Genomic DNA, 19,489 nt, shown 5'->3' on the forward strand with positions numbered 1-19,489 from the left:
CTAGCGACCTCCGACCGGTGCGGCATGAGTGACCGCTGGCGCGGGGGCCACGGCGGCGTCCGGCAGTGGCGGTAGCGGTTCGCCGCGATGGCTGCGGCTGATCAGGGCGATGGTCAAGCCGCAGATCCCCACGGCGCCCACGGCGGCCAGCACCGCCACCGGTCCGCCGTGCAGGGCGGTGACCACGTTCTGCTGGGCCGCCATGGCCACCACCACCGGGATGTACAGCGCGCCCCAGAAGCCGACGCCGAATTCGCATTCCTTGCTCATGCCTCCATGCCGCTCCATGTAGAGCCGGGCGCAGATCAGCAGGAGCATGGCGATGCCCACCCCGCCGACATTGGACTTGACCCCGAGCAGGACGCCCAGGAAGTCGCCGATGATGACGCCTGCAAGCATGCAGACGGCCAGGAGCGCTACACCGTAGATGATCATTGTTGTTGTCCTCGGTTGTGCTTGGGGTGGGGTGAAGCCTGGGGCAGCGCTCCCGCTCTTGCCCCCTCTCCCTGAGGGAGAGGGCTGGGGTGAGGGCAGCCGCCCTGTCTGAAGGTCTCCGTTGTTCCTGTAGGTTGGGTGTAAGCCTGGCACGGCTCCCGCTCTTACCCCCTCTCCCTCGGGGAGAGGGCCGGGGTGAGGGCGGCCGACTCGTGCGAAAAGCTCAGTCCAGTCGCGCCGCCTCCTCGCGCCGCAGCGCGTCCAGGGTGTCGGGGTGGGTATCCTGCCAGGCCAGAACACCGCTGGCGGGCAGCACGCGCCTGGCCAGCTGGGTGAGCACGCTGCCCGGCGCCAGCTCGATGGCCAGGCGCACGCCGCGCTCGCGCGCGGCTTCCAGGGTGGCGTGCCATTCGATGGGCCGCGCCATGTTGAAGGCCAGGTCGTCGCGCAGCTGTTCGGCGCGCACCAGCCGCCGTGCCGAGGTGCCGCTCAGATAGGCCAGGCGCGGCGTGCGCAGCTCCACGCCGGCGAAGGCCTGGTCCAGGGTCGTGGCAGCCTCCGCCAGCAGCGGGCAATGGGAGGGCACGCTCATGGCCAGGCGCTTGGCCGCCGCCGCGCCCTGGGCGCGCGCCGCCTCGGCCAGCGTGGCCAGGCCCGCGTCGCTCCCCGCCACCACGTATTGCTGCTCGGCATTGGCGTTGGCCAGGTACAGCGGCGCGTCAGGACGCTGGTGGTCAGAGACCAGCTTCTCGACCGCACCGCGCCCCAGGCCAAGGATCGCCAGCATGCCGTAGCCGGACGGGTAGGCCGCCTGCATCAATTCACCGCGGCGGGCCACCAGGCGCAGGGCATCGGCGAAGCCCAGGGCCTCGGCCACCACCGCGGCGGCATAGGCGCCGATGGACAGCCCGGCCACCAGTTGCGGCGCCGGGCCGCGACTCAAGAGCAGGCGCGCCGTGGCGACGCCGGCGATCAGCAGGCAGAGCTGCACGGCGCGGGTGTGTTCCAGGGCCTGGGCGGAGTCCAGGCTCAGGGGGTCGGTGTCCAGCACCTCGGCGGCTTCCGCCAGCGTCCGCCGGATCTCGGCGTCGTCGGGCAGAGCGTGCAGCATGTCGGGCCGCTGGGCGCCCTGGCCGGGAAATTGGAAGAGGGTACTCATGCGGCATGCGCCTCCGGCCAGGGATCGCCTACCAGATGGGGACCGGCGGCGGTCTTGAGCAGTACGCGTGGGGCGTTTCCGGCCCAATCGGCCAGGGCCACGCCGCCGAGCGGAGTTTCCAGCAGGATGTCCAGACGACAAAGCGCTTGCCCCTGCAGGGACGTCAGCAAGGCCCGGGCCTGGTCGCGCGACAGCGGGGTTGCGCAGCGGATCAGCAGATCCAGATCGCTCCCGGCGTGCAGCGCCGGCCAGCCGGAGGCCAATTCATAACCCGCGGCGCCGGTGGGTCCCCAGGGCAGCCCCAGGTCATCCAATAGCGGTTCGATAAAGGCCAGGGTCGAGAAGACGGGCAGGTCACGGCAATCCGTGGAGACTCTCAGGGCCTCGGGTGAGATCTGGCGTCTCACGGCAGAAGGCTCCAGTAAGGCCGCCAGCCGTTCGGCGCGGGTGGTGCCGCGCAGGCCGACCGGAATGCGGTCAGCCTCGGGTGCAGCCCGCCGGACCACCACCGGCAGGCCGGCCTGGACAACCTCTACCGCCCAGGCCGGGGCTTCCGGCGGGAGGCCATCCGGCGTCAGGCCCCAGAGCAGGTCGTGGGGTCTGTATTGGGCTCCCATCGACCGCCCGCTCATCACGCGTTCCATCCTGCCCGCAGGCGTTCGCGCACCTCGCGAGAGGCCGCGCGATTGGCGCCATCCAGCCGCAGCCTGAGATCGGTGGCTCCGCTGGCCAGCACATCCGCCTGGGCGTCGGCCAGGGCCTGGCGCACCTGCTGCACAGCTTCGGCCGAGGGCTGGTCGGGCTGGGCCACTTCCAGCTGGCGCCAGAGCAAGCCCAGGGAGGCATAGCTGTCCAGGTCATAGGCCATGGGCGGGATGTCCGCCGCCAGGCGCTCCAGCTCCTCGACGCTGCGCAGGGTGACCCGGGCCGCCGAGGCCTTGCCCATGGCATGCACCTGCACCTGGGGATCGCGCAGGGCCAGCAGCCGATTGGCCTGGTAGCCATGGGCGAGAAAGCCACCGGACATGGCCTTGCCCACCAGCAGCCCCAGCACCGGGTGCCCGGCCAGACGCGCCTCGGCATAGGCCCCGGCGGCCCCGGCCAGGGCCTGGTGGATGCCATAGGCTTCCTCGCGGCGCCCATAGGCCTGGCTGGGCACGTCCACCAGGGCGATCAGGGTGCGTTTCATCTCAGCGCCACCATCCTCGGCGATGGCCTGTTGGATGGCCCGGGCCAGGCCCCAGCCCTCCAGCAGGCCCACCTCGCCCTGGCGGGCGCGGGGAAAGGGATTGCCGGCATCCGCTACCACCGCCAGCCAGCGCGCGGGGCGTCCGGCCAGTTCGAGGTCGGCGACGCGCAGGGAGGCGGGCAGGCCGTTGACGGCCTCACCCTGACCGGCCAAGGCCTGGAACCAGGTCAGGCCGCGTTGCGAAGGCTGGGTGCTCATGGCTGGTCTCCGGCATAGAGGTGGCGGACCGCGGCGGCGTCCGCCTGGGGACGGGTGTCGAGATCGGCGAGGCGCGTCAGATAGTGTTCGGCCTGCTGGCTGCGCAAGGCGCCGGCAACGCCCTGGCTGAAGCCCTGGCGGATGGCGGCGGTCACGGCGGCGCTGTCGTCGGCGACGAAGACATCGGCCAGGCCCGTGGCGACCCGCTGCTCGCCGCCGGTCAGGCTCCAGATGAAGGGGCGGTCGCGGGAGTCATATTCCTCGATGCCGGCTTCCTGCTCGATCACCTGGGGTCCGTTGAGGCCCAGGCGGGCCTCGCGGGTGACGATCAGCTGACTGCAGAGGCCCGCGGCAATGGACATGCCGCCAAAGCAGCCGACGCTGCCGGCGATGACGCCGATGACCGGCTGATGCGCACGCAAGGCGACGATGGCCGCCTGGATCTCGGCGATGGCCGCCAGCCCCAGGTTGGCTTCCTGCAGCCGTACACCGCCGGTTTCCAGCAGCAGCACGGCGCGGGTCGGGGTGCCGGCGAGGTTGTCTTCCAGCGCCAATTCCAGCGTCCCGGCGATCTTGGCGCCGCCCACTTCGCCCATGCTGCCGCCCTGGAAGGCACCTTCGATGGCGCAGACCACCGCCGGCTGGCCGTCGATCAGCCCCTTGGCCACCACCACGCCGTCATCGGCCTGGCAGACGATGCCCTGCCTGGGCAGCCAGGGCGACATCAGCCGCTCGAAGGGCCCGACCAGCTCGCGAAAGCTACCGGCGTCGAGCACCGTGCGCGCCCGTTCGCGGGCACCGAGTTCAACGAAGCTGCGGCTGTGCAGCAATTCCCGCACGTCGGGAAGGGTGGCTTCAGACATGGGCGGCTTCCTCCAGGTCGAGGGTTTCCAGACCTTGCTCCAGGCGCAGGCGCACCACGCCGGGGGTGGCGCCGAAGTCGTGGATGTCCAGGGTCAAGGCCGGCAGGTCATCGCGGGCGGCGAACAGCCGGTCGAAGAGGGCGCGCCAGCGCGGTTCGCTGCCATTGACCGAGGTGGTCACCTTGAGGGTGAAGTCGGCATTGGCGGGTTCGAGGAGGACTTCGAGATCCCCCGAGCCGACGCAGCCCACCAGGGCACGGCCCTGGCGGCGCTGGCTGGCCGGATAGCTGCAGCTGAAATGTTCCATCAGAGGTCTCCAGGGAGCCGTGGCTCCAGGCGATCGACGAGAAGGGTGGCGGCCAGCAGATCGGCGGCCCCACCGGGCGAGGCATTGGCGGCCAGCAGCTCCCGGTCCAGGGCCAGCAGCTGGCGGCGGCCGGCCAGACTGGCGCTGCCACCGGCGTCCAGTACCGCCTGGGCACCCTGGTGCATGGCGCTGAGGGCGGCGGGGCCGGCGCGGTGTAGCACGCAGGTGTCGTCCAGCCGGGTCATGATCGCCAGCAGGGCATCCAGGCGCGCGTTCTGCTCGCCGGCACCGGCCTGGCGGCTGGCGCGCAGTTGCGGCAGGCCGCGCTGGTGGATGGCGGGAAAGCCGGCGGCGGCTTCAGCCCGGGCGCCGCCGACGCCATAACGTTGGGCGACGCGCTGGCCGTGGCTCGACAGAGTGCTGGGAGCATCAGGATCCGGGAGGCTAGCCAGGCGACCTGCCGCAAGGCACAAGGCCTCAGCAGAGCCAGGACGCCCATGCACGGCCGCCGTCACCAGCAGTCCCAGCGCCCAGATGGCGCCACGGTGGGTGTTGACGCCACCGGTCACGCTCAGCATCGCGGCTTCGCCATCGCGACCCAGGCGGCCGATCAGGCGGCGCAGGTCGGCCGCGGGCAGCCCCAGCTTGGCGGCTTCGGCCATGGCCTGGAAACAGGGCCTCAGCGCCTGGGCGGAGGTCAGCATCAGGCCAAGGCTGAGGTCCTGGTGGGCACCCTGGCCGCGACGATCCACCAGGGCCGGCTTGGGTGAGAGTTCGGCTTCGTCGACCAGGGCCGTCACGGCCAGGTCGGCCAGGCGTTCGGCGGGAGACGGGGCAAGACGGGCGAGGGCGCGCATCACCAGCTCCTGAATTTGGCCGGGGGTTGATAGAGGCCGCCGGACCATTCCACCAGTTCGCCGATGCTCTTGGCGGCGAGCAATTCGCGACTGGCGTCGGTGCGGCGGATGCCGAGGTCCTCGGGCAGCGCGACCAGGCCTTCCTGGCGCAGCCGCCGTGCTTCGGTCGGATCGCTGCGCAGACCGATGGCGGTGACCCCGGCCACTGCGGCGATCATCGCCCGGCGCTCTTCCAGGGAGCGGGCGCGGTAGAGATAGGCGATGCCTTCTTCGGTGAGCAGGTGGGTGACGTCGTCGCCATAGACCATGATGGGCGCCAGGGGCATGCCGCTCTTGCGCGCCACCTCCACGGCATCCAGGGTGTCGACGAAGGTGGGTTTGCCGCCTTCCTGGAAGGTCTCGACCATCTGCACCACCAGCTTCTTGCCGCGCTCCAGCAGCGCCGGGGCGCTGTCGCCCGTCTGTTGGCGCATGTCCAGCCAGGCCGGGGTGGGATGGCGGCGGCCGCGCGGGTCATGACCCATGTTGGGCGCGCCGCCGAAGCCGGCCAGGCGCCCGCGGGTCACGGTGGAGGAATGGCCATCGCCGTCCACCTGCAGGGTGGCGCCGATAAAGAGGTCGACGGCGTACTGACCAGCCAGCTGGCAGAGCAGGCGGTTGGATCGCAGCGAGCCGTCGCGACCGGTAAAGAAGACATCCGGGCGCTGGGCGATGTAGCCCGCCATGCCCAGCTCGGTGCCGAAGCAGTGCACGCTTTCCACCCAGCCGCTCTCGATGGCCGGGATCAAGGTGGGATGGGGATTGAGCGTCCAGTGCCGGCAGATCTTGCCCTTGAGGCCCAGGCGCTCGCCGTAGGTGGGCAGGATCAGCTCGATGGCCGCGGTGTTGAAACCGATGCCGTGGTTGAGCGACTGCACCTGGTGGCGCTCGTAGATGCCGCGGATGGCCATCATCGCCATCAGCACGTGCACCGGCTTGATGTGGCGCGGATCGCGGGTGAACAGGGGTTCGATATAGAAGGGCCGGTCGGCCACCACCACGAAATCCACCCAGTCCGCGGGGATGTCGACCCGCGGCAACTCGGACACGTCGTCCACCAGCTGGTTGACCTGGACGATGACGATGCCGTCGCTGAAGGCCGCCGGCTCGATCAGCGCCGGGCTGTCCTCGGTGCTGGGGCCGGTATAGATGTTGCCGGCGCGGTCGGCCATGAAGCCGGCACTGAGCACCACCTTGGGGATGAGGTCCACCAGCAGCCGGGCGTAGAGTTCGATGTAGGTGTGGATGGCGCCCACTTCCAGCAACCCGTCTTCCAGCAGCTGACTGATCCTCAGGCTCTGGGTGCCGGCAAAGGAGAAGTCCAGCTTGCGGGCGATGCCGCGTTCGAAGAGATCCAGGTGCTCGGCGCGACCGACGCTGGGCATGATCATGTGCAGGTGATGCAGCCGGGCCGGATCGACCTGGGCGAGACTGCGGGAGAGGAAATCGGCCTGCTTCTGGTTGTTGCCTTCCAGCACCACCCGGTCGCCGGGGGCGAGCAGCTGTTCCAGGGCCGCGACGATGGATGCGGTGGGCAGCACCTTGCCATCGGCCAGCGCGGCCACCCGGTCCAGGCGCTGCTGCTTGTCACCGCGGCGCCTGGCGATCCGAGCCGGTGGGTGGGATGTCGTTGTCATTGGAGTCTCCACGAATCACCTGTCGTGGAGTCACCCTAGACCTCGCCTCCCTGGCGTTCAATCAACCTGAAGGCGGAATCGTTACGCTGAAGTTAACGATCCCGCCTGCATCAGGCCGCCGCGACCGGCTCAGGTCTTGTCGACCGGAGTGAACACCGTGGTGGTCTTGGAGAACCAGCCGGTGGGGGTCACGTCGACATTGGCGTTGTCGTATCTCAGGCTGTTCTGCACCTGCTTGAGCGTCAGGTTGGCCTGCCAGTATTGCTCGTGGCCCAGCTCCTGATTGGCCCGGTGCATCAGATCCAGGGTTTCCTGGGCCGGCAGCACGGCGGTGGAGTAGTCGACGTCGACGCCGGCCACCTTGAGGATCTCGCCGGCGGCCTTGGTATCGCCCTGCTGGATCTTCTCGTTGGCCTGGACCACGGCCTGGTTCTTGGCCGGGGTGGCGACATAGTCGTCACGCAGCGCCATGCCGCTCCAGATCGGCAGCCAGGACGTGGCCTTGGCGTCCTGCGCGGAGACCTGCATGAGTTTGCCGTCCTGACCGCGCAGGTCCCTGGCCGACTTGAGGTAGGCGGTCTTGTCGGTCTGGGCGGTCTGCAGCGCGCTCTCGGCGGCGGCCAGGTGCTGCTTGGCCTGATCGACATGGGCCTCGAAGAGGTCCTGGCGGGCGGCGACCACGTCCATGAAGGCCTGCTGTCCCTGCTGGGAGATCGCCGGCAGGGTGGCGACCTGCTGGGTGGCGATGTCGGGTCGGGTGTCGGCCAGGGCGGCGGTGGAAAACACCGAGGCGATGGTCAGGACGAGGAGGCTCTTGGCGATACGACGATTGAGGTTCATGTGCTTCTCCCGGATACGAAAGTAACTGGAACCGCGGGGGTATCGGGCAGGGTTGCGAGATACCTTGGGGTCAGTGTCCATCCGGTGAGCTTAACGAACGCTTAGCAGGCTATCGGTAGGTGTAATTCCAGGTGTCGGACGCTGGAACGGAAACAGCGCCCGCCCCGGAGAGTCCGGAGCGGGCGCTGTTGGCGGGCCGAAGGGCCTAGCGCACCAGGCAGGGCTTCTTGTTATCGAAGGTCCAGTTGGGCGAGAGGAATTGCATGGCCATGGCGTCGTCGCGCGCACCGAGGCCCTTGGCCTTGTACAGCTCGTGGGCGCGGGCCAGGGCGTCCATGTCCAGCTCCACGCCCAGGCCACCCTGCTGCGGCACCGCCACCAGGCCGCCCTTGATCTCCAGCGGTTGCCGGGTCAGGCGCTGGCCGTCCTGCCAGATCCAGTGGGTGTCGATGGCAGTGATCTTGCCCGGCGCCGCGGCGGCGACGTGGGTGAACATGGCCAGGGAGATGTCGAAGTGGTTGTTGGAGTGCGAACCCCAGGTCAGGCCCCAGTCGTTGCACATCTGCGCCACCCGCACCGAGCCCTGCAGGGTCCAGAAGTGCGGATCGGCCAGGGGGATGTCCACCGATTGCAGCTGGATGGCGTGACCCATCTGGCGCCAGTCGGTGGCGATCATGTTGGTGGCGGTGGGCAGGCCGGTGGCGCGGCGGAATTCGGCCATCACCTCGCGTCCGGAATAGCCGTTCTCGGCGCCACAGGGATCCTCGGCATAGGCCAGGACGTGGTGCTGGTCGCGGCACAGACGGATGGCTTCCTTGAGCGACCAGGCGCCGTTGGGGTCCAGGGTCACGCGCGCCTCGGGGAAGCGCTCGGCCAGGGCGGTGACCGCCTCGATCTCGGCGTCGCCGCTGAGTACGCCGCCCTTGAGCTTGAAGTCCTTGAAGCCGTAACGGTCATAGGCCGCCTCGGCCAGGCGCACCACGGTCTCGGGGGTCAGGGCCTCTTCGTTGCGCACGCGAAACCAGGCGTCGTCGCTCTCGGCTTCGCTGCGGTAGTCCAGGGTGGTCTTGTTGCGGTCGCCGACATAGAACAGGTAGCCGAGCATCTCCACGGCGTCGCGCTGCTGGCCTTCGCCGAGCAGGGCCGCCACCGGCACCTCCAGGTGCTGGCCGAGCAGGTCGAGCAGGGCGGCTTCCAGGGCGGTGACGGCGTGGATGGTGATGCGCAGGTCGAAGGTCTGCAAGCCACGGCCGCTGGCATCGCGACCGGCGAAGGCCTGGCGGACCTGGCCGAGGATGCGCTGGTACTGCCCCAGCGGCTGGCCGATGAGGAATTGACGGGCGTCTTCCAGCGTCTGGCGGATGCTCTCGCCGCCGGGCACCTCACCGACGCCGGTGCGGCCGGCGCTGTCCTTGAGGATCAGCACGTTGCGGGTGAAGTAGGGGCCATGGGCGCCGCTCAGGTTGAGCAGCATGCTGTCCTGGCCGGCGACGGGCACGACTTCCAGCGAGGTGACCACCGGGGTGCCGGTGTGCAGGGCGGGGGTGGCGTTGAATTGGGTCATGGTCGGGCTCCTTGGCGATCAGCGAGAGGTTTCAGCGGCGAGCGGGGCTTCGGCAGGCGGCGTGGGCACGCCCCGCAACTCGACGCGCTTGATCTCGCCGACGACGAACAGGTAACTGATGGCGGCCACCAGGGCATTGGCACCGACGAACACCAGGGCCATCTTGAAGGAACCGGTGGCGGCGATGATGTAGCCGATGATGATCGGGGTGGTGATGGACGACAGGTTGCCGATGGTGTTGAACAGGCCACCGGAGAGGCCGGCGATCTGCTTGGGCGAGGTGTCGGAGACCACCGCCCAGCCCAGGGCACCGATGCCCTTGCCGAAGAAGGCCATGGCCATGAAGCCCACCACCATCCAGTCGGCGTCGACGTAGTTGCAGAGGATCATGCTCATCGACAGCAGCATGCCGGCGACGATGGGGGTCTTGCGCGCCACGCTCAGGCTGCTGCCGCGACGCAGCAGCCAGTCGGAGATCACCCCGCCGAGCACGCCGCCGATGAAGCCGCAGATGGCCGGCAGGGAGGCGATGATGCCGGCCTTGAGGATGGTCATGCCGCGTTCCTGCACCAGGTACACGGGGAACCAGGTCAGGAAGAAGTAGGTGAGGGCGTTGATGCAGAACTGGCCCAGGTAGATGCCGGCCATCATGCGATTGGTCAGCAACTGGCCGATGTAGCTCCACTTCGGACCTTCGCTCTTCTTGCCGGGGGTGTCCAGGTCGACCAGGCCGCCGTTGCTGGCGATGTATTCGACCTCGGCGCTGTTGGCGCGGGGATGTTCGCGGGGGCTGTAGATCACCGCCATCCAGACCGCCGAGAAGGCGATGCCCAGGGCGCCCATCACCACGAAGACGTGCTGCCAGCCGAAGTGGTAGACGATCCAGCCCATCAGCGGCGCGAACAGCACGGTGGCGAAGTACTGCGCCGAGTTGAAGATGGCCGAGGCGGTACCGCGCTCCTTGGTGGGGAACCAGGCGGCGACGATGCGGGCGTTGCCGGGGAAGGAGGGCGCTTCGGCCAGGCCGACCATGAATCTCAGGGCGAACAGCAGGAACACCGCGGTGCCGATGCCGAATTCACCGATGTAGCCTTGCAGCATGGTGAACACCGACCAGGTGAAGATGCTCGCCGCATAGACCTTCTTCGACCCGAAGCGATCGAGCAGCCAGCCGCCGGGGATCTGGCCGAGCACATAGGCCCAGCCGAAGGCGGAGAAGATGTAGCCGAGGGAGACGGCACTGATGCCGAGGTCTTTTTGCAGGGCGGAGCCGGCGATGGAAATGGTGGCGCGGTCGGCATAGTTGATCGTGGTCACCACGAACAGCATGAACAGGATCAGATAGCGGACGCGCGTCTGCTTGGTTTCGTGCATGGAGAGCTCCCACTGGTTTGTTTTTGTGTGCGGGCTGACATCGTGTAGCGGGCTTAGGTTGTAAGTCGTCTGACAACGATAGCGCTATCATTAAACAGATAACGCTATCATTCAACTGCTAAATCTGTGGCTGGGCGCAAAAAAGTGGCTAGGAACTCTGGCGCTCGATCAGGGCGAAACCGGTGTCGAGGCTTACCGCAGTTTGATCGCCCGCGAGACGGTCGAGCAGCGCCTGGGCGACACGCTGGCCCATGGCATCGGCGTTGACGCTGACCGTGGACAGCGCCGGGGTGGCGAAGCGGCCGTTGGTGGTATCACCGAAGCCGACCACCGCCAGCTGTTCGGGGATGCGCAGGCCGCGGCTGCTGGCTTCGGCGACCACACCCAGGGCCAGGGTGTCGGAGCTGCACAGCACCAGTTGCGGGGGCTCGGGGCGTTCCAGCAGGCGCGCCAGGCCGATGCGGCCGACTTCCCAGGTGGCGGGTAGGGGCAGCACTTCCATGGGCAATTCGGGGATGCCCAGTTCGACCAGGCGGGCCTGCAGAGCCAGGTTGCGGCGCATGGCGCGAGGATCGTCCACCGAGATCACCCCGAAGCGGCGATAGCCGCGGGCGACGAAGTGCTCCGCCAGGGCCACGCCGACCTGCTCGTGGGAAAAGCCCACCTGCATGTCCAGGGCCTCGGCGCTCAGGTCCCAGGCTTCCACCACCGGGATGTTCAGCGCCGCCAGCCGCGCGCGACTCGCCGGGGTGTGCAGGGTGCCGGTGAGGACGATGCCATCGGGGCGGCGGCCGAGGATGGCTTCCAGCAGTTCCTCTTCCTTTTCCGGTGAATAGCCGGTGGGACCGATCAGCGCCTGGTAGCCTGCCGCGGTGAGGCGATCCATGATCGCCTGCACCACGGTGGCATAGATGGAATTGGCGATGGTGGGCAAGAGGATGGCCACCAGCCGGCTCTTGCTGGAGGCCAGGCTGCCCGCCAGCAGATTGGGTACGTAGCCCAGTTCCTTGACCACGGCCAGGACATGCTCGCGGGTGGCGGCGCTCACCAGGCTCGGGCGGTGCAGTGCCCGGGACACGGTAATGGGCGACACCCCGGCGGCGAGGGCGACCTCGCGCACGGTGAGGGGCAGCTCGGTGGTGCCATCGAGCTGGGCGATTTCGCGTCGGGACTTCCTGGCCAAAGCGGGTCCTTGGATGAGAGAGGCTGCCATTATGAGAGCAAGGCCCGGCGGTTGCCATGGGCGCCGGCCAGAGCCCCGGCTAGTTGACCGCTCGCGTTGCCCGGGCGCGGCCGACCCGCGATTGATTGGGGCGACCGAGCAGGGCGGAAACGTTCTGTCCGACCTCGACCAGTCTCTTCAGGTCGACGCCGGACGCTATGCCCAGGCCGTCGAGCAGATAGACCAGGTCCTCGCTGGCGACATTGCCGCTGGCGCCCTGGGCATAGGGACAGCCGCCGAGCCCGGCGACGGAGCTGTCGAACACCGCGACGCCTTCGAGCAGGCTGGCGTAGACGTTGGCCAGGGCCTGGCCATAGGTGTCGTGGAAATGCCCGGCCAGTTGGCTAAGGGGCACCTCCCGGCCCAGCCGCTGCCAGAGCGCCCGGGTCCGACCCGGGGTGCCGACGCCGATGGTATCGCCGAGCGAGACCTCGGCGCAGCCCAGCTCCAGCAGTTCGCGGGTCACGCTCGCCACCTGGTCGGTTGCGACCTCGCCATCGTAGGGGCAGCCCAGCACGCAGGACACATAGCCGCGCACCCGGATGCCCGCCGCCCGCGCGCCCTCGACCACGGGCACGAAGCGCGCCAGGCTCTCGGCGATGGAGCAATTGATGTTGCGCTGGGAGAAGCCCTCCGAGGCGGCGGCGAACACGGCGATTTCGTCCACCCCCGCCGCCAGGGCGGCTTCGAAACCTTTCAGGTTGGGCACCAGTACCGAACGCACCACGCCCTCGGGCCGGCCGAGTCCTGCCAGCACCTCGGCGGTCCCGGCCATCTGCGGCACCCAGAGTGGCGAGACGAAGCTGCCCACCTCCAGATGATGCATGCCACTGGCGATCAGCGCCGTGCACAGCTGGATGCGCTCGGCGATGCCCAGCGCCTGGGGCTCGTTCTGCAGGCCATCGCGGGGTCCGACCTCGACCAGCCGCACCCGGGACGGCAGGGCCTCGCTCATGGTGCCACCTCCTCCAGTTCTATAAGGGGGGTGCCCTCGGCCACCAGCTCGCCCGGGCTGCAGAACAGCGCCGCCACCACGCCCGCACGGGGCGCGCGGATGCTGTGCTCCATCTTCATCACCTCCAGCACCACCAGCGGGGCCCCGGCTTCCACGGCGTCGCCGACGGCCACCGAGACGGCTACCACACTGGCGTTCATCGGCGCGGTAAGACCACCGGCATCCGCCTGGCGCGCGACCTCGGCCAGCGGATCGGCCCAGGTGACGGCTTCGAAACGGTCCTGCCATTCGACAAACAGCGTCGGCCCTCGGCGATGGAGACGGGCGCTGTGGCGAACGCCGTCCACCTGCCAGTGGAGCCGATCACCGCTCAATGCGACGGCCAGCGGGTCGACCAGGCTCAGGCTGCGCACCTCGCCACGACAGGCCAGGCGCAGCGCGATGCGTGGTGGTCCACCCAGGCGCCAGCCCTGGCGGGACGCCCAGGGTGACGTGGGATCGGCAGCGGCGGGCAGCGTCGCCAGCCAGGCCTGGCCCGCCAGGGTCCAGAAGGCCTCCGGCAGTTCTGCGGGTGCGGGCAGCAAGGCCGCCTGATGCCGCTCGATGAAACCGGTGTCCAACTCCGCCGCGGCAAAGGCCGGATGGGCGAGCAGGCGCTGCAGGAAGGCGAGGTTGGTGGCGAAGCCGCCCACCGCGGTGTCCTGGAGCATGGCCAGCAACCGCTTGCGCGCCTGTTCGCGGCTGTCGCCCCAGGCGATCAGCTTGGCCAGCATGGGATCGTAGAAGGGCGACACTTCGTCGCCTTCCTCTACGCCGCTGTCCACTCGCCGCCCCGGACCGGCCGCGGGCTCGCGATAGAGCTGCAGGGTGCCCGAGGCCGGCAGGAAGCCCTGGTCGGTGTCCTCGGCATAGAGGCGCACCTCGATGGCATGGCCGTGCAAGGGCACCTGCGCCTGGGTGAGGGGCAGGGCTTCGCCCGCGGCCACGCGCAGCTGCCAGGCCACCAGGTCCAGGCCGGTGATGGCCTCGGTGACCGGGTGCTCCACCTGCAGCCGCGTATTCATCTCCATGAAGAAAAAGTCGCCACGGGCGTCGAGCAGGAATTCCACGGTGCCGGCGCCGACGTAGCCGATGGCCTGGGCCGCCTGCACCGCCGCCTCGCCCATGGCCCGGCGCAATTCGGGCGTGAGACCCGGCGCGGGCGCCTCCTCGATCACCTTCTGGTGGCGGCGCTGGATGGAGCAGTCGCGTTCGTTGAGATAGAGGCAATGGCCGTGCCCATCGGCGAACACCTGGATCTCCACGTGGCGCGGTTGCAGCACGTATTTCTCCACCAGCATCCGCGCATCACCAAAGGCCGAGAGCGCTTCGCGCTGGGCCGAGGCGAGGCCCTCGGCCAGGTCGGCTTCGTGTTCGACGATCTTCATGCCCTTGCCGCCGCCGCCGGCGGTGGCCTTGAGCAGGACCGGATAGCCGATGCGCGCCGCGGCGTCACGAAAGGTGGCCAGGGACTGGTCCTCGCCGTGATAGCCCGGCACCAGGGGCACCCCGGCATCGGTCATCAGCGCCTTGGCCGCGGACTTGCTGCCCATGGCGCGGATCGCCGCGGCGGGAGGACCGACGAAGACCAGCCCGGCCGCGGCCACCGCCTCGGCGAAGGCGGCATTCTCGGACAGGAAGCCGTAGCCCGGATGGATCGCCTGGGCGCCGGTGGCCAGGGCCGCGGCGATGATGCGCTCGCCCAGCAGATAGCTGTCGGCCGGCTTGGTCCCGCCCAGGTCCACTGCCTGATCGGCCTGGCGCACATGGCGGGCGTCGACATCGATGGCGCTGTGCACGGCGACGGTACCCAGGCCGAGGGCCTTGGCCGTACGCATCACCCGGCAGGCGATCTCGCCGCGGTTGGCGACGAGCAGACGGTCGAAGGTCATGGCGAGGTCTCCTGCCAGGCGGGACGACGTTTCTCCAGAAAGGCCTGCAGGCCTTCCTGGGCTTCGGGGGTGACGCGTACCTCGGCGATCAGGCCCTCGGTGAAGGAGCGCACCTCGTCGGGGGGTGCGCCCGCGCCAGCGCCGTCCAGCAACCGCTTGCAGGCGCGCAATGCCTGGGGCCCGTTGTCCAGCAGCCGGGCGATCCAGGCCTCGACCAGGGTGTCCAGGTCGGCAGCCGGCGCCGTCTCGGCCACCAGGCCCAGTTCGGCGGCGCGTTCGCCGGAAAAGCGCTCCGCGCCGAGCATGTAGCGCCGCGCCATGCGCTCGCCCAGGGCGCGAGTCACGAAGGGCGCGATGACCGCCGGCACCAGGCCGATGCGCACCTCCGACAGGCAGAAGATGGCGTCGCCCGCGGCCAGGGCCAGGTCGCAGCAGCTGACCAGGCCCACCGCGCCGCCAAAGGCCGCGCCCTGGACCACCGCCAGGGTCGGCATCGGCAAGGCCTGCAGGCGATACATCACCTCGGCCAGGCGCTCGGTGTCGGCGCGATTGGCGGCGGCGTCCAGGCGGGCCGAGGCCTGCATCCAGGCGAGGTCGGCGCCGGCGCAGAAGTGCCGCCCGCGGCCGCGCAGGAGCAGAAAGCGCAGTTCCTGATCGCTGGCGATCTCGGCGAGCACGCTGCCCAACTCCGCGATCAGCTGCGCATCCAGGGCATTGTGGCGATCCGGGCGATCGAGCCAGAGGGTGGCGAAGCCGCGTGGATCACGGATCAGTTCCAGGGTGTGGAAGTCAGTCATGGCCTACATCCGGAAGACGCCGAAGGTCGTCGGCTCGAGAGGGGCGTTGAGACTGGCCGACAGGGCCAGGGCGAGGACCTCGCGGGTCTGGGCCGGGTCGATCACCCCGTCGTCCCACAGCCGCGCGCTGGAATAGTGGGCATGGGCCTGGCGTTCGTACTGCTCGACGATGGGGGCCTTGATCCGCGCCGCCTCCTCGTCGTCGAAGGCCTCGCCGGCGCGTTCGGCCTGCTCGCGCTTGACCTGCACCAGCACCCCGGCCGCCTGCTCGGCACCCATCACGCCGATGCGCGCGTTGGGCCACATCCACAGGAAGCGTGGATCGTAGGCGCGACCGCACATGCCGTAGTTGCCGGCGCCAAAGCTGCCGCCGATGATCACGGTGAACTTGGGTACCTGGGCGCAGGCCACCGCGGTGACCAGCTTGGCGCCGTGCTTGGCGATGCCGCCTTCCTCGTATTTCTTGCCGACCATGAAGCCGGTGATGTTCTGCAGGAACAGCAGCGGGATGCGACGCTGGCAGGCCAGTTCGATGAAGTGCGCGCCTTTCTGCGCCGATTCGGCGAAGAGGATGCCGTTGTTGCCGAGGATGGCCACCGGATGGCCGTGCAGGTGGGCGAAGCCACAGACCAGGGTGGTGCCGAATTGCGCCTTGAATTCATCGAAGACGCTGCCGTCCACCAGCCGCGCGATCACCTCGCGCACCTCCAGCGGCTGCTTGGGATCGGCCGGCACCAGACCGTGCAGTTCCTCGGCCGGGTAGAGGGGTGGGATAGGCGTCTTCAGCTGCAAGTCGCCCAGCTTGCGCCAGTTGAGGTTGGCGATGCAGCGCCGGGCCAGCGCCAGGGCATGGGCGTCGTCTTCGGCGTAGTGGTCGGCCACGCCGGAGGTCCGGCAATGGACATCGGCGCCGCCCAGCTCCTCGGCGCTGACCACCTCGCCGGTGGCGGCCTTCACCAGCGGCGGGCCGGCGAGAAAGATGGTGGCCTGCTGGCGCACCATGATGGTCTCGTCGCTCATGGCCGGCACATAGGCGCCACCGGCGGTGCAGGAACCCATCACCACGGCGATCTGCGGGATGCCCTGGGCGCTCATGGTCGCCTGGTTGAAGAAGATCCGCCCGAAGTGCTCGCGGTCGGGGAAGACGTCCTCCTGGCGCGGCAGGTTGGCGCCGCCGGAATCCACCAGATAGAGGCAGGGCAGCCGGTTCTGCAGGGCGATGGCCTGGGCGCGCAGGTGCTTCTTTACCGTGAGCGGATAGTAGGAGCCGCCCTTCACCGTGGCGTCGTTGGCGATGATCATGCACTCGACGCCCTCGATGCGGCCGATGCCGGCCACCACCCCGGCGGCCGGTACCTCTTCCTCGTAGACGTCGAGGGCGGCCAGGGCGCCGATTTCCAGGAAGGGCGAGCCCGGGTCCAGCAACAGATCGATGCGCGCGCGGGGCAGCAGCTTGCCGCGCGCGGTATGGCGCGCCTGGGCCTTGGCCCCGCCGCCTTCGCGGATGCGCGCCAGCAGCCCGTCGAGCCGGGCCAGTTGTTCGGCCATGGCGGCGGCGTTGCGCTGGAAGTCCGGGGTGCGCCGGTTCAGCGTGGAGGTCAGCACGGTCATGAAGGCGTCCTCACCGGGTTTCGTTGAACAGCTCGCGGCCGATCAGCATGCGGCGGATCTCGCTGGTGCCGGCGCCGATCTCGTAGAGCTTGGCGTCGCGCAGCAGGCGGCCGGTGGGGTATTCGTTGATGTAGCCGTTGCCACCGAGGATCTGGATGGCTTCCAGGGCCATCTGGGTGGCCTTCTCGGCGGTGTAGAGGATCACCCCGGCGGCGTCCTTGCGGGTGGTCTCGCCGCGGTCGCAGGCCTGGGCCACGGCATAGAGATAGGCGCGGCTGGCGTTGAGGCCGGTGTAGAGATCGGCCACCTTGCCCTGGATCAGCTGGAATTCGCCGATGCTCTGGCCGAATTGCTTGCGGTCGTGGACATAGGGCAGCACCACGTCCAGGCAGGCCTGCATGATGCCCACCGGGCCGCCGGCGAGGACCACCCGCTCGTAGTCCAGGCCGCTCATCAGCACCTTGACCCCGCCATTGACCTGGCCCAGCACGTTGTCCTCCGGCACCTCCACGTCGTCGAAGAACAGCTCGCAGGTGTTGGAGCCGCGCATGCCCAGCTTGTCGAACTTGCTGCCGCGGCTGAAACCCTTCCAGTCACGCTCGACGATGAAGGCGGTGATGCCATGGGCCGCCTTTTCCGGTTCGGTCTTGGCGTAGATGACATAGGTGTGGGCATCGGGGCCGTTGGTGATCCAGGTCTTGCTGCCATTGAGCACATAGCGATCGCCGCGGCGTTCGGCGCGCAGCTTCATGGAGACCACGTCCGAGCCGGCGTTGGGTTCGCTCATGGCCAGGGCGCCGACGTGCTCGCCGCTGACCAGGCTGGGCAGGTAGCGGGCCTTCTGCGCGGCGCTGCCATTGCGGTGGATCTGGTTGACGCAGAGATTGGAGTGGGCGCCATAGGACAGGGCCACCGAAGCCGAGCCGCGGCTGATCTCTTCCATGGCCACCGCATGGGCCAGGTAGCCGAGTCCTGCGCCGCCGTATTCCTCGCCCACGGTGATGCCGAGCAGCCCCAGGTCACCAAAGGTGCGCCAGAGATCCATGGGGAAGCTGTTGCTGGCATCGATCTCGCCCGCGCGGGGCGCCACCTCGCGGGCGACCAGGGTGCGCACCTGATCGCGCAGCAGGTCGAGGGTCTCGCCCAGGGCGAAGTTGAGACTCGGGTAGCTCATGGGGTCACCTGTTGTTGGGATTGTCGGGTGCGAGCGGTCAGCCAAACAGGCGTGCGCAGGGCGGCCGCCAGGCACGGTGCGGAGCGGAAAGGGACAGGGCGGGGCGGCGTTATCGGCCAGGCGCGGGCGTGGCCCGAAAGCGATAGCCGCAAGGACGTCGGGCAGGGCCGCCGACGGCTGGGCAAGGGTGCGCTCGACGCGCGGGTGCGGAACGCGGGCGCCAGGGCGCTCATGGTCCGTCCTCCTGTTCATTGTTCTTGTCATGGCGACCGCGAGAGGAAGGCGGCGCGCCTGTGCCTCTGAGTCTAGGAGGAGAAATGCGCTATCGTGAAACGATAAAAATAGAATCCAGGTATTGGAAAATCAGATGGCACTGCTCAAGGACATCTCGATGCGGCAACTGCGCTATTTCGTCGCCGCCGCCGAGAACAGCCAGTTCTCCCTGGCCGCCAGCGCGGTCAACGTCAGCCAGTCGGCGGTCACCACGGCGGTCAGCCAGCTGGAGGCGATGCTCGCCGTGCGGCTGTTCGAGCGCCTGCCCCATGGGGTGAAGCTCACCGCCGAGGGGCACCAGTTCTATCACCATGCCCGGCACATCCTCGACACCCTGCAGGACGCCGTCAGCCAGCCGCTGTTCCAGAGTCATGCCCTGACTGGCCAGGCGCGCGTCGGCGCCTCCTATGCAGTGCTCGGCTACTACCTGCCGACCCTGCTGGCGCGCTTCAAGCGCAGCTATCCGCAGATCGACATCGACCTGCGCGACATGGACCGACCCAGCATCGAAGCCGGCATCACCGACGGCACCCTGGAGCTGGGTCTCACCGTCATCTCCAACGTCGACGCCACCCAGCCCTTCGAGCGTCATCTGCTGATGCGCTCGCCGCGTCAGCTCTGGCTGCCCAGCGCCCATCCGCTGCTGGCGCCGGAGCGCGTCACCCTGGCCGATATCGCCCCCTATCCCTACATCCTCGCCACGGTGGACGAAGGCGAGACCTCCACGTTGCGCTATTGGCGCGCGGCAGGCCTGGAACCCAACGTGGTGTTCAAGACCTCGTCCATGGAATCCCTGCGCGGCCTGGTCGCCCACGGCTTCGGCGTGACCATCCTCTCCGACATGCTCTATCGCGGCTGGTCGCTGGAAGGCCGCAAGCTGGAAGCCCGCCCGGTGGCCGATACCATCCCGCCCATGGAGCTGGGCCTGATCTGGAGTCCCGAGGAGCGCCTGGGCCCTGGGGCCCAGGCGTTTCGGCAGTTCCTCGTGTCGGCGGCGGGGTAGC

18 protein-coding genes are annotated in these 19,489 nt (G+C 68.9%); 1 reads left to right on the top strand and 17 read right to left on the bottom strand.

The genetic code is table 11. The features are described from left to right. The 17 genes from madL to ACZ5R1_RS10585 all read right to left on the bottom strand — a co-directional run bounded on the left by madL (position 1) and on the right by ACZ5R1_RS10585 (position 18,212). Positions 1 to 435 carry a malonate transporter subunit MadL gene (madL, locus tag ACZ5R1_RS10505; protein WP_027599553.1) on the bottom strand — a complete coding sequence of 145 codons (435 nt, stop codon included), beginning with the start codon at positions 433 to 435 and terminating at the stop codon, positions 1 to 3. 223 nt (positions 436 to 658) lie between these two features. Further along, positions 659 to 1,594 carry a malonate decarboxylase subunit epsilon gene (mdcH, locus tag ACZ5R1_RS10510; protein WP_169853775.1) on the bottom strand — a complete coding sequence of 312 codons (936 nt, stop codon included), beginning with the start codon at positions 1,592 to 1,594 and terminating at the stop codon, positions 659 to 661. Beyond that, positions 1,591 to 2,211, bottom strand: coding sequence for a malonate decarboxylase holo-ACP synthase (locus ACZ5R1_RS10515; RefSeq protein WP_232104541.1), 621 nt, complete (start codon positions 2,209 to 2,211; stop codon positions 1,591 to 1,593). The genes mdcH and ACZ5R1_RS10515 overlap by 4 nt, the downstream gene beginning before the upstream one ends. 14 nt (positions 2,212 to 2,225) lie before the next feature. After that, positions 2,226 to 3,041, bottom strand: a complete 816-nt coding sequence (gene mdcE, locus ACZ5R1_RS10520; protein WP_464713170.1) for a biotin-independent malonate decarboxylase subunit gamma — start codon at positions 3,039 to 3,041, stop codon at positions 2,226 to 2,228. After that, positions 3,038 to 3,904, bottom strand: a complete 867-nt coding sequence (locus ACZ5R1_RS10525) for a biotin-independent malonate decarboxylase subunit beta (RefSeq protein ID WP_464713171.1) — start codon at positions 3,902 to 3,904, stop codon at positions 3,038 to 3,040. The genes mdcE and ACZ5R1_RS10525 overlap by 4 nt, the downstream gene beginning before the upstream one ends. Continuing rightward, positions 3,897 to 4,211 carry a malonate decarboxylase subunit delta gene (locus tag ACZ5R1_RS10530; protein ID WP_314582689.1) on the bottom strand — a complete coding sequence of 105 codons (315 nt, stop codon included), beginning with the start codon at positions 4,209 to 4,211 and terminating at the stop codon, positions 3,897 to 3,899. Before ACZ5R1_RS10530 ends, ACZ5R1_RS10525 begins: the two co-directional genes overlap by 8 nt. After that, the gene (locus ACZ5R1_RS10535; RefSeq protein WP_464713172.1) at positions 4,211 to 5,068 is read right to left on the bottom strand and encodes a triphosphoribosyl-dephospho-CoA synthase; all 858 of its coding nucleotides are present in this window, start codon (positions 5,066 to 5,068) and stop codon (positions 4,211 to 4,213) included. Before ACZ5R1_RS10535 ends, ACZ5R1_RS10530 begins: the two co-directional genes overlap by 1 nt. Next, positions 5,068 to 6,744 carry a malonate decarboxylase subunit alpha gene (mdcA, locus tag ACZ5R1_RS10540; RefSeq protein WP_464713173.1) on the bottom strand — a complete coding sequence of 559 codons (1,677 nt, stop codon included), beginning with the start codon at positions 6,742 to 6,744 and terminating at the stop codon, positions 5,068 to 5,070. The genes ACZ5R1_RS10535 and mdcA overlap by 1 nt, the downstream gene beginning before the upstream one ends. Before the next feature lie 129 nt (positions 6,745 to 6,873). Further along, entirely contained in the window at positions 6,874 to 7,584 is a 711-nt protein-coding gene (locus ACZ5R1_RS10545; protein ID WP_464713174.1) for a YfdX family protein, read from the bottom strand. A 205-nt stretch (positions 7,585 to 7,789) separates the two neighbouring features. Continuing rightward, a complete protein-coding gene (gene gudD, locus ACZ5R1_RS10550) occupies positions 7,790 to 9,148 on the bottom strand; it encodes a glucarate dehydratase (RefSeq protein WP_145150613.1) in 1,359 nt (452 codons plus the stop codon). Positions 9,149 to 9,166: 18 nt separating this feature from the next. After that, entirely contained in the window at positions 9,167 to 10,522 is a 1,356-nt protein-coding gene (locus ACZ5R1_RS10555; protein WP_027602164.1) for an MFS transporter, read from the bottom strand. A gap of 148 nt (positions 10,523 to 10,670) precedes the next feature. After that, the gene (locus tag ACZ5R1_RS10560) at positions 10,671 to 11,705 is read right to left on the bottom strand and encodes a LacI family DNA-binding transcriptional regulator (RefSeq protein ID WP_042133898.1); all 1,035 of its coding nucleotides are present in this window, start codon (positions 11,703 to 11,705) and stop codon (positions 10,671 to 10,673) included. A gap of 79 nt (positions 11,706 to 11,784) precedes the next feature. Then, positions 11,785 to 12,699 (bottom strand): hydroxymethylglutaryl-CoA lyase, encoded by a 915-nt coding sequence (locus ACZ5R1_RS10565; protein WP_464713175.1) that lies wholly within the window; start codon positions 12,697 to 12,699, stop codon positions 11,785 to 11,787. Further along, positions 12,696 to 14,630: an acetyl/propionyl/methylcrotonyl-CoA carboxylase subunit alpha gene (locus tag ACZ5R1_RS10570; protein ID WP_464713176.1), complete on the bottom strand. Its 1,935-nt coding sequence runs from the start codon at positions 14,628 to 14,630 to the stop codon at positions 12,696 to 12,698. The genes ACZ5R1_RS10565 and ACZ5R1_RS10570 overlap by 4 nt, the downstream gene beginning before the upstream one ends. Then, complete coding sequence (locus ACZ5R1_RS10575) at positions 14,627 to 15,427, bottom strand: enoyl-CoA hydratase-related protein (RefSeq protein ID WP_464713177.1); 801 nt, start codon at positions 15,425 to 15,427, stop codon at positions 14,627 to 14,629. The genes ACZ5R1_RS10570 and ACZ5R1_RS10575 overlap by 4 nt, the downstream gene beginning before the upstream one ends. Before the next feature lie 3 nt (positions 15,428 to 15,430). Next, the gene (locus ACZ5R1_RS10580) at positions 15,431 to 17,038 is read right to left on the bottom strand and encodes a carboxyl transferase domain-containing protein (protein WP_288463849.1); all 1,608 of its coding nucleotides are present in this window, start codon (positions 17,036 to 17,038) and stop codon (positions 15,431 to 15,433) included. 10 nt (positions 17,039 to 17,048) lie between these two features. Then, the gene (locus tag ACZ5R1_RS10585; protein WP_027602170.1) at positions 17,049 to 18,212 is read right to left on the bottom strand and encodes an isovaleryl-CoA dehydrogenase; all 1,164 of its coding nucleotides are present in this window, start codon (positions 18,210 to 18,212) and stop codon (positions 17,049 to 17,051) included. Between the two features lie 367 nt (positions 18,213 to 18,579). On the opposite strand from ACZ5R1_RS10585, the gene ACZ5R1_RS10590 reads away from it, so the two are divergent. Continuing rightward, positions 18,580 to 19,488 carry a LysR family transcriptional regulator gene (locus ACZ5R1_RS10590; protein WP_181083710.1) on the top strand — a complete coding sequence of 303 codons (909 nt, stop codon included), beginning with the start codon at positions 18,580 to 18,582 and terminating at the stop codon, positions 19,486 to 19,488. The last annotated feature ends 1 nt before the right edge of the window (position 19,489 follow it).

Source organism: Pseudomonas sp. Pso3 (genome assembly GCF_055393275.1).

Coding starts and splice junctions, on each gene's coding strand:
- ACZ5R1_RS10525 (WP_464713171.1), bottom strand. CDS start 3,904: ATGTCTGAAGCCACCCTTCCCGACGTGCGGGAATTGCTGCACAGCCGC.
- mdcA (WP_464713173.1), bottom strand. CDS start 6,744: ATGACAACGACATCCCACCCACCGGCTCGGATCGCCAGGCGCCGCGGT.
- ACZ5R1_RS10575 (WP_464713177.1), bottom strand. CDS start 15,427: ATGACTGACTTCCACACCCTGGAACTGATCCGTGATCCACGCGGCTTC.
- gudD (WP_145150613.1), bottom strand. CDS start 9,148: ATGACCCAATTCAACGCCACCCCCGCCCTGCACACCGGCACCCCGGTG.
- ACZ5R1_RS10570 (WP_464713176.1), bottom strand. CDS start 14,630: ATGACCTTCGACCGTCTGCTCGTCGCCAACCGCGGCGAGATCGCCTGC.
- ACZ5R1_RS10565 (WP_464713175.1), bottom strand. CDS start 12,699: ATGAGCGAGGCCCTGCCGTCCCGGGTGCGGCTGGTCGAGGTCGGACCC.
- ACZ5R1_RS10590 (WP_181083710.1), top strand. CDS start 18,580: ATGGCACTGCTCAAGGACATCTCGATGCGGCAACTGCGCTATTTCGTC.
- ACZ5R1_RS10515 (WP_232104541.1), bottom strand. CDS start 2,211: ATGGGAGCCCAATACAGACCCCACGACCTGCTCTGGGGCCTGACGCCG.
- mdcH (WP_169853775.1), bottom strand. CDS start 1,594: ATGAGTACCCTCTTCCAATTTCCCGGCCAGGGCGCCCAGCGGCCCGAC.
- ACZ5R1_RS10580 (WP_288463849.1), bottom strand. CDS start 17,038: ATGACCGTGCTGACCTCCACGCTGAACCGGCGCACCCCGGACTTCCAG.
- ACZ5R1_RS10545 (WP_464713174.1), bottom strand. CDS start 7,584: ATGAACCTCAATCGTCGTATCGCCAAGAGCCTCCTCGTCCTGACCATC.
- mdcE (WP_464713170.1), bottom strand. CDS start 3,041: ATGAGCACCCAGCCTTCGCAACGCGGCCTGACCTGGTTCCAGGCCTTG.
- ACZ5R1_RS10555 (WP_027602164.1), bottom strand. CDS start 10,522: ATGCACGAAACCAAGCAGACGCGCGTCCGCTATCTGATCCTGTTCATG.
- madL (WP_027599553.1), bottom strand. CDS start 435: ATGATCATCTACGGTGTAGCGCTCCTGGCCGTCTGCATGCTTGCAGGC.
- ACZ5R1_RS10530 (WP_314582689.1), bottom strand. CDS start 4,211: ATGGAACATTTCAGCTGCAGCTATCCGGCCAGCCAGCGCCGCCAGGGC.
- ACZ5R1_RS10535 (WP_464713172.1), bottom strand. CDS start 5,068: ATGCGCGCCCTCGCCCGTCTTGCCCCGTCTCCCGCCGAACGCCTGGCC.
- ACZ5R1_RS10585 (WP_027602170.1), bottom strand. CDS start 18,212: ATGAGCTACCCGAGTCTCAACTTCGCCCTGGGCGAGACCCTCGACCTG.